The organism is Streptomyces sp. NPDC093586 (genome assembly GCF_044764905.1).
Lineage (GTDB): Bacteria > Actinomycetota > Actinomycetes > Streptomycetales > Streptomycetaceae > Streptomyces.
Window position 1 is genome coordinate 230,335 of record NZ_JBIWJA010000005.1, and the last position, 14,238, is coordinate 244,572.

General features: G+C 73.3%; 10 protein-coding genes. 2 read left to right on the plus strand and 8 right to left on the minus strand.

From position 1 onward, the window contains the following. Positions 1–6: 6 nt before the first annotated feature. From ACIRFH_RS08545 to ACIRFH_RS08565, 5 genes are read right to left on the minus strand one after another with little or no spacing between them, the layout of a single operon-like run. Entirely contained in the window at positions 7–1,512 is a 1,506-nt protein-coding gene (locus ACIRFH_RS08545; RefSeq protein WP_403518180.1) for an alpha-N-arabinofuranosidase, read from the minus strand. A 56-nt stretch (positions 1,513–1,568) separates the two neighbouring features. After that, on the minus strand, positions 1,569–2,537 hold the full coding sequence (locus tag ACIRFH_RS08550) for an arabinan endo-1,5-alpha-L-arabinosidase (RefSeq protein ID WP_403518182.1): 969 nt from the start codon (positions 2,535–2,537) through the stop codon (positions 1,569–1,571). Between the two features lie 23 nt (positions 2,538–2,560). Then, entirely contained in the window at positions 2,561–3,424 is an 864-nt protein-coding gene (locus ACIRFH_RS08555; protein WP_403518184.1) for a carbohydrate ABC transporter permease, read from the minus strand. Then, entirely contained in the window at positions 3,421–4,362 is a 942-nt protein-coding gene (locus ACIRFH_RS08560; RefSeq protein ID WP_403518185.1) for a carbohydrate ABC transporter permease, read from the minus strand. The genes ACIRFH_RS08555 and ACIRFH_RS08560 overlap by 4 nt, the downstream gene beginning before the upstream one ends. Continuing rightward, positions 4,359–5,708 carry an extracellular solute-binding protein gene (locus ACIRFH_RS08565; protein WP_403518187.1) on the minus strand — a complete coding sequence of 450 codons (1,350 nt, stop codon included), beginning with the start codon at positions 5,706–5,708 and terminating at the stop codon, positions 4,359–4,361. Before ACIRFH_RS08565 ends, ACIRFH_RS08560 begins: the two co-directional genes overlap by 4 nt. Before the next feature lie 362 nt (positions 5,709–6,070). Between ACIRFH_RS08565 and ACIRFH_RS08570 the strand changes: the two genes are divergently transcribed. Beyond that, the gene (locus ACIRFH_RS08570; RefSeq protein ID WP_403518189.1) at positions 6,071–7,471 is read left to right on the plus strand and encodes an FAD-dependent oxidoreductase; all 1,401 of its coding nucleotides are present in this window, start codon (positions 6,071–6,073) and stop codon (positions 7,469–7,471) included. 286 nt (positions 7,472–7,757) lie between these two features. Here the strand turns inward: ACIRFH_RS08570 and ACIRFH_RS08575 are convergent, their stop codons facing one another. Both ACIRFH_RS08575 and ACIRFH_RS08580 read right to left on the minus strand, forming a co-directional pair. Then, positions 7,758–8,606, minus strand: a complete 849-nt coding sequence (locus tag ACIRFH_RS08575; RefSeq protein ID WP_403518191.1) for an SMP-30/gluconolactonase/LRE family protein — start codon at positions 8,604–8,606, stop codon at positions 7,758–7,760. After that, positions 8,603–9,376 (minus strand): IclR family transcriptional regulator, encoded by a 774-nt coding sequence (locus tag ACIRFH_RS08580; protein WP_403518192.1) that lies wholly within the window; start codon positions 9,374–9,376, stop codon positions 8,603–8,605. The genes ACIRFH_RS08575 and ACIRFH_RS08580 overlap by 4 nt, the downstream gene beginning before the upstream one ends. A 161-nt stretch (positions 9,377–9,537) precedes the next feature. Between ACIRFH_RS08580 and ACIRFH_RS08585 the strand changes: the two genes are divergently transcribed. Next, positions 9,538–10,137, plus strand: coding sequence for a hypothetical protein (locus ACIRFH_RS08585; RefSeq protein WP_403518194.1), 600 nt, complete (start codon positions 9,538–9,540; stop codon positions 10,135–10,137). 450 nt (positions 10,138–10,587) lie between these two features. Here the strand turns inward: ACIRFH_RS08585 and ACIRFH_RS08590 are convergent, their stop codons facing one another. Continuing rightward, positions 10,588–14,202: a S8 family serine peptidase gene (locus tag ACIRFH_RS08590; RefSeq protein WP_403518196.1), complete on the minus strand. Its 3,615-nt coding sequence runs from the start codon at positions 14,200–14,202 to the stop codon at positions 10,588–10,590. Positions 14,203–14,238: the final 36 nt, after the last annotated feature.

Consider the following 14,238-nt stretch of genomic DNA (forward strand, 5'->3'; position numbering starts at 1 on the left):
GCGGGCTCAGCCCAGCCGGATCACGTTCCAGGACAGCGGCTCCAGGACGGCGGACAGCCTGCCGTCCTCCAGGGCCGTGCCCTCGACCGGGTGCGGGACGACCCGCTCGGGCTCGGCGAGCGTGTTGCGGGCGTCGGGGTCGGCGTCCGCGAGGGCGCTGTGCTCCACGACCTCGGTCAGGTCGAGGCCGGCGAGCGCGACGTCGAGCGGCAGCGACTCGGTGCGGGAGCGGTTGACGGCGAAGACGGTGACCGTGCCGTCCTCGGCGCGCACGGCGGTGGCGTGCAGCAGGTCGGCCTCGCCGTACTTCTTCGTCTCGTACGTCGGGGAGTCCACGCGGACGTCGAGGACCTCGCCGCGGCCGTACTTCGATGCCTGGGCGAAGGGGAAGAAGGTCGTCTGGCGCCAGGCGGGGCCGCCCGGCTCGGTCATGATCGGGGCGATGACGTTGACGAGCTGGGCGAGGCAGGCGACGGTGACGCGGTCGGCGTGGCGCAGCAGGGCGATGAGGAGCGAGCCGAAGACGACGGCGTCGGTGACGCTGTAGTTGTCCTCGAGCAGGCGGGGGGCCTCGGGCCAGTCCAGGGCGCTGACCTCGGCCTCGGTCCGGGACAGGTACCAGACGTTCCACTCGTCGAAGGAGAGGTTGATCCTCTTCTTGGACTTGAGCCGGGCGCCGATGTGGTCGCAGGTGGCGACGACGTTCTCGATGAAGGACTCCATGTCCACGGCGGAGGCCAGGAAGGAGTCGACGTCGCCGTCGAGCGGCTCGTAGTAGGCGTGCAGGGAGATGTAGTCGACGAGGTCGTACGTCTCCTCGAGGACCGTCGCCTCCCACTCGGCGAAGGTGTCCATGGCCTGGCTGGAGGAGCCGCAGGCGACGAGTTCGACGCCCGGGTCGATCTGGCGCATGGCGCGGGCCGTCTCGGCGGCGAGGCGGCCGTACTCCTCGGCGGTCTTGTGGCCGGTCTGCCAGGGGCCGTCCATCTCGTTGCCGAGGCACCACAGTTTGATGCCGAAGGGGTCCTTGTCGCCGTGCTCGGCGCGCAGGTCCGACAGTGCCGTGCCGGAGGGGTGGTTGGCGTACTCCTGGAGTTCCAGGGCCTCGGCGACGCCGCGGGTGCCGAGGTTGACGGCCATCATCGGTTCGGCCTGGGGGCCGACCTTCTTGAGGAAGGAGATGTACTCGGACAGGCCGAAACGGTTGGTCTCCGTGGAGCGCCAGGCCAGGTCCAGGCGGCGGGGGCGGTCCTCCACCGGGCCGACGGAGTCCTCCCACTTGTAGCCGGAGACGAAGTTGCCGCCGGGGTAGCGGATGGCGGTCACGCCGAGTTCCCGGACCAGTTCCAGCACGTCCTGGCGGATGCCGTCCGCGTCGGCGGTGGGGTGGCCGGGCTCGTAGATGCCGGTGTAGACGCAGCGGCCGAGGTGTTCCACGAAGGAGCCGAAGAGGCGGGGGTTGACTTCGCCGACGGTGAAGGCGGGGTCGAGGGTGAAGCGGGCGGTGCGCATTGCGTCCTTTCGGGGGTTTCTGTTGCTCCGGGGGGTGAGCGGGTCCGGTCGCGGCCTCAGCGGACGACCGGCCAGCCGTCCTTGGTCCAGGTCAGGGCGTTCAGGCCGAGCTTGGGCGTGCCCTCGTCCTCGGCGTCGTAGTAGTGGTAGGCCAGCCAGTCCTTGCCGCGGTCGCGGAAGACGGACTGGCCGCCGGTGCCGGCGTAGCGGCCGTGGCCGGCGAGGAGGAGATCGCCGCCGCCCTCCAGCATCGGCCGGCCCGTGCTGTCGGTGTAGGGGCCGGTGACCGAGGTGGAGCGGCCTACCTTGATCTTGTACGTGCTGTTCACGCCGGAGCAGCACGCGTCGTAGGAGGCGAAGAGGTAGTAGTGGCGGCCGTGCTTGACGACGGCCGGGCCCTCGACGGCGTAGGGCTCGTCCGGGCGGGTCGCCAGGTGGTGGACGGTGGCGTTCGCGACGGCCTTGCCGGTCCTCGGGTCCAGTTCGACCATGCGGATGCCGGACCAGTAGGAGCCGAAGGCCATCCACAGCCTGCCGTCGGCCCGGATCACGGACGGGTCGATGGCGTTCCAGGTGTCGGTGGTCTCGGAGGTGAAGACCTTGCCGTGGTCGGTCCAGGTGCCGGGCAGGCCGGTCGGGGAGGTGGCCACGCCGATCGCGGAGTGGTTGGTGCCCCAGGAGGAGACCGCGTAGTAGAGCCAGTAGCGGCCGTCGCGGTACGAGAGGTCGGGGGCCCACGGGTCGCCGGTGGCGTTGTACTCGTACCACCAGCTCGGCGGCCGGTCGAAGGCGTTGCCCGCGTCGTCCCAGTGGACGCGGTCCTTCGAGGTGCGGGCGCCGATGACGCCGCCGGTCGAGTAGGCCACGTAACCGCCCGACTTCAGGCGGGCGACCGTGGGGTCGTGGATGATCTGCTGGCCGGTGACCGGCCGGGGGTCGGGGTAGGCGGTGTCCGCCCGCGCGGTGGCCGGGAGGAGGGCCAGGACGGCGGCGGCGAGCACGGTGGCGAGTCTCAAGCGCTTCATGCGGAGGGCTCCTGTCGGACCGGTCACTGGCCGGCGAGGCCGGTGTGCGCGACACCCGCCACGATCTGGCGCTGGAAGAAGACGAAGACGACGATCAGCGGCAGTCCCGCCATGAGGCCGCCGGCCATCAGCTGGGCCCACTGGATGCCGTAGGAGTTCATGACGGTCGCGATGCCGTTCGGCATGGTCATCAGGTCGGGGTTGTTGGTGACCATGTAGGGCCACAGGAAGTTGTTCCACGAGCTGATGAAGGTGAAGATGCCGACCGCCGCGAGCGAGGGGCGCGAGAGCGGCAGGATGATCGTGAAGAAGACGCGCCAGCGGCCGGCGCCGTCGATGAAGGCGGCCTCCTCCAGTTCGCGCGGGATGCCCTGGAAGAACTTGTAGAGGATGAAGACCATCGCGGCGGGCGCGCACTGCGGCAGGATCATGCCCCAGTAGGTGTCGACCATGCCCATCTGCTGGACGGTGGTGAACAGGGGCACGCCGAGCACGGCCGGGGAGACCATGAGGCCGGCCATCACCAGGCCCATCAGGAAGCCCTTGCCCCGGAACTCGGTGCGGGCGAAGCCGTAGCCGGCCAGGGCGCTCACCAGCAGCACGATCGTCGTCACGCACACGGACACGACCAGGGAGTTGACGAACCAGTCGGTGATGTTGCCGTTCTCGAACATGGCCGACCAGGCCTGGCCGGTCCAGTCCTCCGGGAGCCAGTGCGGCGGCACCTCGACGGCCTCGGTCTCCGACTTCAGGGAGGTGAACAGCGCCCAGGCGAGCGGCGCCAGGAACACCGCGGAGACGGCCGTGCCGAGGAGGGTGAGCACGATCTGGCCGGTCGTCCAGGCCCTGCGGGGCTTGGTCCGTATCTGTGCTGCGGCGGTGGTCATCGGCCGCCCTCCTCACGGTTGCGCAGCAGCCACATCCGCGCGAGGGCGACGGCCGCGATGATCACGAAGAAGATGATGGAGATCGCGGAGGCGTAGCCCACGCGGTAGCTGGTGAAGCCCTGTTCGAGGGTGTACTGCACGAAGGTGCGGGTCGATTCCTCGGGGCCGGGACCGAAGTCCTGCATCACGACGGCCTGGTCGAAGACCTGGAGCGAGGCGAGGATCTGCAGGGCGACGACGAGCCCGGTGATGCTGCGCAGCATCGGCAGGGTGATGTGGACCGTGCGGTGCCAGGCGTTCGCGCCGTCGAGCTTGGCGGCCTCGTAGAGGTGGGCGGGGATGCCCTGGAGCGCGGCGAGGTAGAGCAGGAAGCTGAAGCCGACGGTCCACCACAGGGTGGTGATGACGACCGCGAGCATCGCGTAGGACTTGTCGCTCAGCCACGGCGTCTCGATGCCGAAGACATGGTTGATCATGCCCGTACCGGGGTTGAACAGCCACTGCCACAGGTTGGCGGCGACGGTGGACGGCAGCAGGAACGGCAGGAAGAAGCACAGCCGCCACAGCCACTTCCCGCGCTCGATGTGGTGGGCGAGCATCGCCAGGAAGAAGGCGAGGACCGTGATGCAGGGCACGACGAGCAGCGTGAAGTACGCGCTGTGGCCGAGCGAGTCCCACATCAGGGGGTCCTGGAGGGCCTCGCGGTAGTTGTCCAGGCCGATGAAGCTCGCGCCGTCGCCGGAGATGTTGGCGTCCGTGAAGCTGAGGTAGACACCGCGCAGCAGCGGCCAGATCACGAAGAGCGCGAACAGGGCGAGGAACGGGGCGACGAACCAGCCGCCGTGCTGGAAGCCCTGCCTGCGGCGGACGGTGGCGCTGTCCGCGGCGGTCTTCGCGCGCGCCGGGCGGATGATCGTTTCAGCGCTGGTCGTCGTCATGCGGCAGCACCTCCCTGTGCGGCGGTCCTGCCGTCCATCGGGTTCTTCATGGCGAGCAGTTCGGTGAGCACGCCCTTCATCCGGCGGGCGACGGTCCCCGGCCCCGCGGACCCGGCGGTCGAGGCCATCACCACGGGCCCGAGGCGCTGGGCGAGCAGCCCGGTCGAGCCCGCGAACCACACCTTGGGCTCGGTGGCCTGGTGGTCCATCGCGGAGACGTACTCGCTCTGCGGCCGGAGCTTGCGGTACGCGGCCGTGGACAGGGTCGGTGTGTACGCGGGGATGTGCCCGCCGCCGGCCCACTGCTGGGCGTGCCGCACGACGTAGGCGGCGAGCCGGTGGGCGGCCTCGTTCTCGGCGCCGCCCCGGCCGGACTGGTGCGGCAGGACGAAGGCGTGGGACTCGGCGTGGGTGGCCCGTTTGCCGAAGACAGGCGGCAGCGGGGTGGCGCCGTAGTCCAGCTTCGCGGTGTCGAAGACCGGCACCGACCAGTTCCCCTCCCAGGTGAAGGGGGCGCCGTTGACGAACTGTTCGGCGTCGGCGGCGCCCGCGACGGAGTAGCCGTCGGTGATGTGCCGTCGCAGGAACTCCAGGACCTCGGTGGCCTTGTCGGTGTCGAAGGTGACCTCGGTGTCGGCCGCGTCGAACCAGGTGCCGCCGAGCTGGGTGTAGAAGGTGACGAACATCCACCACTGGACGTTGAGGTCGTTGACGTGCAGGCCGAGGGTCTGCAGGCCCTTCCTGGTGGCCTTCTTGGCCTCCTTCAGGACGTCGAACCACTCCTCGGTGGAGGTCACCGGGACCATCCGGCCGTCGCTCCCGAGCAGCCCCGCCTTCTTCAGCACGTCCCTGCGGTAGAAGCAGAGCTGGACGTGGATGTCGAGCGGGAGGGCGTAGAGCTTGCCGTCGATGACGGCGCGCTTCCACAGGGCGGGGTTGAAGTCCTGTTCCCGCACGCCGTACTTGGCGAGCAGCCTGACGTCCCAGGGGTCGAGGAGGCGGCCCGGCGCGAAGCCGGTCACCCGGCCCAGGTGCATGACGCCGAGGTCCGGCGCGCGGTTGCCGGCCGCCGCCATGGCGAGCTTGGTGTAGAAGGGGCTGCCCCACTGGAGGGTGGAGTCCTTCACGTCGATGCCGGGGTTGTCCTTACGGAAGGAGTCCAGCATCGCGATCATGTTGTAGCCGTCGCCGCCGCTGAAGAGGTTCCAGTAGCGCACCCGCGTGGCCGCGTCGGAGGCCAGGGCGTCGGCGCCCGTGCCCAGGGCCGCGAAGCCGAAGCTGCCCGCGACCGTCAGGCCGCCCGCCGCGGCCAGAAAGTGCCTGCGATCCAGGCCAGGTCGTCCCATGCCCTGCCCCATCTGTCGGTGTCGTCCCTGTCGGGGGGTGAGTGTTCGCCCCGATGGTTCGAAATCTCGAAACACGCTCGTAACTTCGAACGGGAAACGTAAGGTGGGAGCGGTTCTACGTCAATAAGTTGCGCAGGACTTTTGAGCGGTGGCGATCTTTTCTCACGGAATGAGACTCTCCGGATCGCCGGCCGCGGGCGGAGGCGGGCATCCGCGGCCGCCGCGGGAGGCAAGGACGGCCGAGTCGGCCGGCGACACCGCGCGTGAAGGTACGGTGAGGTCCGCCCACGGCCGGCTCCATGACCGAACCCGCCCGGGTCCGGCGGGAGTTGGCCGCAGCCCGGCCGAACCGGAGGAGAACCGTGTCCCGTAGAGCTGTCGTCATCGGTGCCGGGCTGACCGGCGTGCTGGCCGCGGCGGCGCTGTCCACCGCGGTGGACGAGGTGATCGTGCTGGAGTGCGACGAGCTGCCGGACGGGCCGGAGCACCGCCGGGGCCTGCCGCAGGGGCGGCACGCGCATCTGCTGATGGCCGGGGGCCTGGCCGCCGTGGAGGACCTCCTTCCCGGTGCCGGGATGCGCGAGCGGCTGCTCGCGGCCGGGGCGCACGAGGTGTCGCTGAGCTCGGGCACCCTGGCGCTCACGCCCGACGGCTGGCTGCGGCGCTGGCGCCCCGAGGGCCCCGCCATGATCACGTGCAGCCGGGCGCTGCTGGACTGGACGGTGCGCGAGGCGGTGCTCGAACGGACCGGGGTCGGCGTCCGCAGGGCCGACGCGCGGGGGCTGACGGGCGGTCCGGGGCGCGTCACCGGGGTCCGCGTCGCGGCGGACGGCGCCGGGGAGGACGTCCTCGACGCCGATCTCGTCGTCGACGCGAGCGGGCGCGGCTCGCGGCTGCCGGTCTGGCTGGACGGCCTCGGCGTGACCGGCGTGCGGGAGCGGACCGTGGACTCCGGCCTGGTCAACGCCACCCGCGTCTACCGTGTGCCCGAGGGCGCCGGGCGGTTCCCGCTGACGGTCGTGCACGCCGACCCGTACGCGTCCCGGCCGGGCCGCAGCGGCATGGTCCTGCCCATCGAGGGCGACCGCTGGATGGTCAGCCTCGGCGGCACCCGGGGCGGCGAGCCGCCGACGGACCCGGCGGGCTTCCTGGCGTACGCCCTGGAGCTGCCCGACCCGATCGTCGGCCGCCTGGTCTCGGGCGCCGAGCCGCTCACCGGCGTGCACGTCAGCCGCAGCACCGGCAATGTGCGGCGCTACGTGGAGAGGGCCCGGCACTGGCCGGAGGGGTTCGTCGTCCTCGGCGACGCGCTGGCCGCGTTCAACCCGGTCTACGGGCAGGGCATGTCGGTGGCCGCGCTGGGCGCGCGGGTGCTCGCCGGGGAGGTGCGGCGGGCCGGTGTCACCGCGCCCGGCCTCGCCCGCCGCGTGCAGCGCGGGGCGGCCCGGCCGGTCGACGCGGCGTGGGCCGTGGCGGTCGGACAGGACGTCAGGTACCCGGGCGCGCGCGGCGGGAAGCCGAACGCCGTCGACCGCCTGGTCGCCGCGTACACCCGGCGCCTGACGAGGACGGCGGCCGGCTCCCTCCCGGCGGCGGCCGCGCTGTGGGACGTCACGAGCGTCCTGGCGGGCCCGGAGCGCGTCCTGCGCCCGGCGACCCTGCTGGCCGCGCTGGCCGGCCCCCCGCTGCCCCCGGCGACCGAGCCGCCGCTGACCCCGTCGGAACGGGAGACCCTGCGCGCCCTGGACCGCACCGGCGCCTGAACGGGGCGGACGCTCGGGCGTCGGCGGGGACGGGGGCACGGGGGGCACCGGGCGCGGAGGCGCCGACGCGGGCGGGAGCGGGTGGAAGCCGGCGGAAGCGGGGCGTTGGTGCGGTGGGGGCGCCGACGGGCGGGAGCGGGCCGCCGGCGCCCCGCGCCGGACGACATCCCGAGCCGGACGACGCCCCGCGCCGGACGGCAACCCGGGCCGGACGACACCCCGGGCCGGGCGGCGTCCCGGGCCGGGCGGCGTCCCGGCGCGCGCCGGGACGCCGGGACGCCCCCGGTCAGCCCCTGAACGCCGGCTGCCGCAGCCCCTCGCCCGCTCCGGGCACCACCAGCACCGACCCGGCGAGCGGGTGCGGGGCGGTGAGCCCGGTGCGGGCCGTGGTGATGTACAGGTCGGTCAGCCCGGCGCCGCCGAACGCGCAGGCGGTGACGAGCGGGACGGGCAGGTCGATCACCCGGTCCAGCGTGCCGTCCGGCGTGTAGCGGCGTACCGCCGAGCCGCCCCACAGCGCCACCCACACACAGCCGTCGGCGTCGACGGTGAGCCCGTCGGGGAAGCCGGCGCCCTCCTCGACGCTGGCGAACGGGCGCCGGCCGGTGACCCGGCCGGTCCCGGTGTCGTGGTCGAAGACGTCGATCCGGCGGGTCGGCGAGTCGATGTAGTACATCAGCCGCCCGTCGGGGCTCCAGCCGGTGCCGTTGCTGACTGCCACGTCGTCCAGGACGGTCGTCACCGTGCCGTCGCCCGTGAGGCGGGAGAGCGTGCCGCCGCCGGGGGCCTCGTCGTAGCGCATGGTGCCGGCCCAGAGGCTGCCGTCGGGGGCGACGGCGGCGTCGTTGGCCCGGCGGCCGGGGACGGGGTCGTGGCGCAGCGTGCGGAAGGTCCCGTCGGGGTCGACGACGCCGATGCCGTCCCGCAGGTTCAGGACGAGACCGCCGCCGGCCCGCGGCTTGGCCGCGCCCACGTGCTGCTCGGTCGTGCGCACCGTCCGCCGCCCGGAGACGGGATCGTAGGTGTGCACGCGGCAGCCCAGGATGTCCACCCAGATCAGCCGGCCCGCGTCCGCGTCCCAGGTCGGTCCCTCGCCGAGGGCCGCCTCGGCCCGTACCGCCACCTCGTACGTCATGCCACGCTCCGGTGGCCGAGGCGCTCGGACAGGTCGGCGGCGCCCTTCACGGCGAGTTCCTCCAGTTCGGTGCGGCGTTCGTCGCTCCAGCGGATCATGGGCACGGAGATCGACAGCGCGGCGACGACCCGGTTGGTGCGGTCCCGGACCGGCGCGGCCACGCAGGAGACGTCCGGGTTGGACTCGCGGTTCTCCACCGCGATGCCGCGCTCGCGGATCTCGGCCAGGGCCGCGCGCAGCGACGCCGGGTCGGTGATGCTGTTCGGCGTCATCGCGGTCAGCGCGGCGCCGTCGGGGAAGCGGGTGGCGAGCTCCTGCTCGGGCAGGGAGGCCAGCAGCATCTTGCCGACGGACGTGCAGTGGGCGGGCAGCCGGCGCCCGGCCGCCGAGACCATGCGCACCGCGTGCGTGGAGTCGACCTTGGCGATGTAGATGACGTCGGTGTCCTCCAGGATGGCCACGTGCACGGTCTCGTCGCAGGTCTCGGCGACGGTCCGGGCGACCTGCTGACCCTCGGCGGCCAGGTCCAGGTGCTCGGCGTAACGGGCTCCGAGCTGGTACGGACGCACACCGAGCCGGTACCGTCCGGGCTGGCCGGCCACGGGGACGATGTACTTGCGGGCGGCGAGCGTGGTGACCAGTTCGTGCACGGTGGTGCGCGGCAGCTGGAGCCGTCGCACGATGTCGGGGGCGGAGAGCGTGCCGTCCCCGTCGAGGAAGAGCTCCAGTATGTCGAGAGCCCGGGTCACGGCTGGTACGAGACGTCCCATCTCCGGCCCCCTCCTAGGTGTCTCAGGCGCCTGCGGTGGCGATACCCGATGTTCGAGATATCAACAGGCGGTCGGAATGGCGAACACAGGCTACTCATACAGCGTTTGCCGGGGCAATGGGCACGCGGGTGCGGGCTGCCCGGCCGGGCGACGATGGACGCATGCCGTCCCCTGAGAGCCCCGCCGCCCCGTTCACGCCGCTCGACCTCCAGCTGGTGCTGCTGCGCCGCATGGCCGACCACAACCCGGACCTGGTCGAGGACGCCCGCCGCGCGCTGGGCGCCTCGGCCGCGGACCTGCGGGAGGCCAACCGCCGCTGGCAGGCGATGCTCCGCTCCCCGCGGGCCCGTTCGGCCGCGTCGCGCTACCACTCCGTGCTGGGCGAGCCCGAGTCGGCGGCCCCGCGCCGCATCGGGGACCTGGAGTGCGAGGCCCGGCAGTGGCCGCTCCCCCTCTGGCCCGACCTGCGCTTCGAGGTGCTCGTGGCCGACAAGGGCGCCGTCTGGAACGAGTGGCTGGTCCGGGCGCCGGGCGCCGGGTCTCCGCGGCTGCGCACCCTGGACGACCTGACCCCCTGGTCCTGCACGGTCGACGAGGCCGCCCGCGCCTTCGCCCCCGCCCGCCCGCTCCAGGGCTCGGCCCCCACCCGGTGGGGGCTGGTCTTCACCGCCCCGGACGCGGAGGGGAGGCGGCACGAGGTGGTCGCGGAGTTCACCTGGGGCCTGCTCCAGCGGACGACGACCGGGGGCCGGCGGCCCTGACGATCACCTCGACGACGCGAGGCGCCGCGGCGGGGCCCGACCACCGGCGCCCCGTCCGCACCGGAGCCCGCGGCGGCGATCCCGGAGCGCCCACCGGAGGAGAGGGAGGTGACGGGTGGTCACCTCCAGCCGCGAGCCGAGGGCTCGGCCGAGCCGGGCGTGCTGCGGCTTCGAACAGGGGATCAGTTGTTCCCTGGAACAGGTGATCGTCGGTCATGAGATCGCATGAGACGCACGCGCACAGAGATACTCACGGTGCGCGAGCGACGGGCTGCAGACCGTAGTCGAGCGCGGGTCCCACTGAAGAAACACGCAAGGAGCCACACGATCATGAACCTTCTCACCGACATCCTCGCCGGCCTCGTCCACTTCGTCGGCTGGCTGGTCTGACGGTCCGGAAGACTCGACGGCGCCGCCTCCCCGTCCCAGGGAGGCGGCGCCGTCCGCGTGCTACCGGACGCCCACGGCCCGCACGATCTCCTGCGTGACCGAGCCGCCCCGGTCGTCGCGCGCCGACGCCCGCAGCGACACGTGCCCGGCACCGCGCGGCACGTCCAGCGTCCCCTGCCAGGACGCCCCGGCACCGGCGCTCAGCCGGACGGGCGTCCAGGACGTGCCGTCGTCGTAGGACACCTCCAGCCTCCCGCCGCCGATCGTCCCGGTGTCCCGGGCGCCCGCCACGTACGAGGCCCCGAGCCCGACCGTGAGCTTCCGCCCGCCGCGCACCTCGCCCGCGAGGTCGGTGTCCACGTCGAAGGACAGGTTGATCAGGGGCAGGAGGACCGAGCGGTCCCCGGGCGGCGCGGCCGACCGGAAGGTCCACTCGGCGTGGCCCCTCGTGCCGCGCTTCCAGCGGTCCGCGTCCAGCGCGGTGTCCGTGACCAGCTTGTACGTGTGCTCGTCGGCGGGCGCGTCCCACACGTACGCGGCGGACGACCGCCGCTCGTCGACCAGTTCGCCGTCCAGGTACACCGCCGTGGTCTGGGACATGCCGCTGCCCTCGCTCCACACGTCGCCGAAGCCGGTGTGGTCGGGGCCGGAGTCGCCCCAGCCGGGGGCGTCGAACCGGAGCTGGTCGCCGGTGCGCTGCTGACCCCGGCCGAGCCCGGTGCCGAGCCAGGGGTGCCAGACGGGCCTGAACCAGTCGAGCGCCGGACGCGACCCGCCCTCGTAGCGCACCAGTCCGCTGCGCTGCTCCAGCGCGCCGTCGGCCACGTCCACGGACTCGTGCCACAGCTGGCCGGGCCCGGTCGACACGTACTCGGTCCGTTCGGCCGGGTAGTCGATCCGCTCCTCGAAGCCGAGGCCGACCGGGAAGGTGCCGGTGATCGAGTACCGGTACTCGCCGCCGCTCATCGGCCGGGCGGCGTGGTACTTCGTGTGCACGACGGCCAGGTCCCGCCCGCCCGGTTCGTACGTCAGGTCCCGGTCGGGCACCGCGCCGGGGTGCCCCTCGGACAGGTCGTACACGTACGGGGTGTGGCGCGTGCCGGTCATGTCGACGCGGCCCGCCGAGCGCAGCCGGGCGGCGTCGGCGGCGTTGACCGTGGCGACGGGGAACGGCCGGTCGGCGTTGTCGTCCGTGCCCCACCACGCCATCAGCCGGCCGGGCGCGTCGTCGGTGACGAACAGGGCCTTCACGCCCGCGTCCTGGGCGGCCCGCGCGAGGGCGGCCGGTTCGGTGCCGTCGGTGAGCCGGGCGAGGACCGCCTTGCCCCGCACCCCGGTGAACGGGCCGGTGCCCGCGTCGACGAGCGGCAGCCGGGTGCGGCCCTCGGTGAGCGTGCCGCCGGCCTGCACGACGGCCTCGCCGATGCCCTTGACGTCCAGCGCCGGCTTGCCGAGCCGCCACACGGTCCGGTACTCGAAGCCGCCCCGGGTGACCTTCTCCGTGGGCGCGGCGAAGACGCTGTCGTACACCGGGGGCACCTGGACCGCGCCGAACAGGTCGGAGCCGTTCGCGCTGCGGTCGTACTCCATGAGGAGCTGACGGGTCTCGGTGCGCCGGCCGACGTCCGCGCGGACCTCGCGCAGTCTCCGGCCGTCGAGGGTGACCTCGCGGTCCCGGTCGAGGACGACCTCGGGCGCCGCGAGGAAGCCGAGGCCGAGGGAGTCGGCGCCGTGGCCGCCGCGCACGTCGAGGAAGGAGGTCAGGCTGTACGTCCCCGGGGCGAGCCGCAGCGTGAGGGTGCCGGTGCCGCCGACGTGGGCGGGGACGGGGTCGGCGCCCTCGGCGAGGCGCTGGAGGGTGAGGTCGGCCGCGGTCGCCGTGCCCGCGCGGTCCTTGACGTGGACGGTGAGCGTGTACCGCTCCTCCTCCTTGACCAGCCCGAACGCGGTGTGCGCGACGGGTGTGCCGCCGGCCGAGGCCACGATCTGCCCGCCGGTGTTCCCGGCCGGCGCCTTCGCACCGTCCCCGGTGACCGTCGTGGACGCGGTGCCGTGCGCGGGGACGGTGAGGGAGGTGTCGGCGAGGACGGCGACACCGTCGGGCGCCCCCTGCGCGGACAGGCTCAGGGTGACGGGGGTGTCGGAGGAGTTGGTGTAGGTGAGGGTCCGGGTCACCGGTTTGTCGTCCTCGGGGGGCCAGGCGTGGAAGCCGAGATCGGCGCTGCCCGTCGCCGTGATCCGCGCGCCGACGGCGTCCGGCACGCTGACCCGGCCCGCGCCCAGCCGGTAGGCGGAGGCGTCGAGCCGCTTCGACGTGGACATCAGCGCGTCCTTGAGCCGCGCGCCGGTCCAGTCGGGGTGCTTCTCGGCGAGCAGCGCGGCCACCCCGGCGACGTGCGGGGTGGCCATCGACGTGCCGTCCATGGAGGTGTAGTCGCCGCTGCCCCCGCTGAGCCGGGACCGGGCGGCGAGGATACCGACGCCGGGGGCGGACAGGTCGGGCTTGAGCGCGTTGTCGCCGTGGCGGGGGCCGGCGCTGGTGAACCAGGCGGCCTCGTCGGCGGAGTCGACGGCGCCGACGGTCAGCGCCGCGTCGGCGGCACCCGGCGAGCCGATGGAGGACGGCGCCCCGGTGTTCCCGGCGGCGATCACGAACAGCGCGCCGGTCTCGCGGGACAGGGTGTTCACGGCCCGCGCCATCGGGTCGGTGCCGTCACTCGCCTCGGTCGAGCCGAGGCTCATGGAGACGACGTCGGCGTCCACGTCCCGGGCGGCCCACTCCATCCCGGCGATGATCTCGGACTCGCTGCCCGTGCCCTGGTCGTTCAGGACCTTGCCGACGGCGAGCGTGGCCCCGGGGGCGACGCCCTTCTCCCTGCCGTCGGAGGCGGCGCCGCTGCCGCCGACGGTGGAGGCGACGTGCGTGCCGTGGCCGTACCGGTCGGCGACCTCCTCCCCCGCGACGAAGCTGCGGCTCCGCGCGATCCGTCCGGCGAGGTCGGGGTGGCCGGCGTCCACGCCGCTGTCCAGCACGGCGACGGTGACGCCCTTGCCGGTCAGCCCGGCCTCCCACGCCTCGGGGGTGCCGATCTGGGCGTTGCTCCCGGCCAGGTCGGCGGTGACCCGCCCGTCGAGCCACACGCCGTCGATGCCGTCCTGCCCGGTGAACGCCCGCCAGAAGGCACGCCCCTTGTCCGCCTCGACGGCGGCCCCGCGCACACTGGGCAGCGAGCGCGTCCGCTCGGCGCCGCGCGGGGTGAGGGTCCGCGCGCCCTTCTCGTACGTCACGATCAGCGGCAGCTCGCCGGTCTCGGTGTCGGCGAGCCCCTGGCGCAGCAACGCGTCGACGTCGAAGAGCCGTTCGTCGAGCCGCCCGTCGCGCAGATAGGGCAGGGCCTCGTCCGGTACGACGCTGATCTCGCCGTTCGCGCTCTGGGTGCGTACGGCGCCGGTGGCGTCCGCCGGTCGTTCGACGGTGACGGTCCGCCGGCCGCCGCCGAGACCGGTGACGGTCACCCGGTCGCCGGTGACGAGGGTGATGGTACGGGCGGCCGCCCGGGTGCGCGTGTCCGCGGGAGCCTCCCGCGCGGTCGCCGCCGGCCCGGCCGGCAACAGCGCGATCATCAGCCCCGCCGACAGGAGGGCCGCCCCGCGTCTGACTGGTCCTCTGCTCATCGTCGCCTCTCTTCACGGAGTGCTGCGAAGAGTCTC

Excerpts from the sequence above, each read along its gene's own strand:
- ACIRFH_RS08545 (WP_403518180.1), bottom strand. The coding sequence starts at position 1,512 with ATGCGCACCGCCCGCTTCACCCTCGACCCCGCCTTCACCGTCGGCGAA.
- ACIRFH_RS08580 (WP_403518192.1), bottom strand. The coding sequence starts at position 9,376 with ATGGGACGTCTCGTACCAGCCGTGACCCGGGCTCTCGACATACTGGAG.
- ACIRFH_RS08560 (WP_403518185.1), bottom strand. The coding sequence starts at position 4,362 with ATGACGACGACCAGCGCTGAAACGATCATCCGCCCGGCGCGCGCGAAG.
- ACIRFH_RS08575 (WP_403518191.1), bottom strand. The coding sequence starts at position 8,606 with ATGACGTACGAGGTGGCGGTACGGGCCGAGGCGGCCCTCGGCGAGGGA.
- ACIRFH_RS08590 (WP_403518196.1), bottom strand. The coding sequence starts at position 14,202 with ATGAGCAGAGGACCAGTCAGACGCGGGGCGGCCCTCCTGTCGGCGGGG.
- ACIRFH_RS08585 (WP_403518194.1), top strand. The coding sequence starts at position 9,538 with ATGCCGTCCCCTGAGAGCCCCGCCGCCCCGTTCACGCCGCTCGACCTC.
- ACIRFH_RS08565 (WP_403518187.1), bottom strand. The coding sequence starts at position 5,708 with ATGGGACGACCTGGCCTGGATCGCAGGCACTTTCTGGCCGCGGCGGGC.
- ACIRFH_RS08555 (WP_403518184.1), bottom strand. The coding sequence starts at position 3,424 with ATGACCACCGCCGCAGCACAGATACGGACCAAGCCCCGCAGGGCCTGG.
- ACIRFH_RS08550 (WP_403518182.1), bottom strand. The coding sequence starts at position 2,537 with ATGAAGCGCTTGAGACTCGCCACCGTGCTCGCCGCCGCCGTCCTGGCC.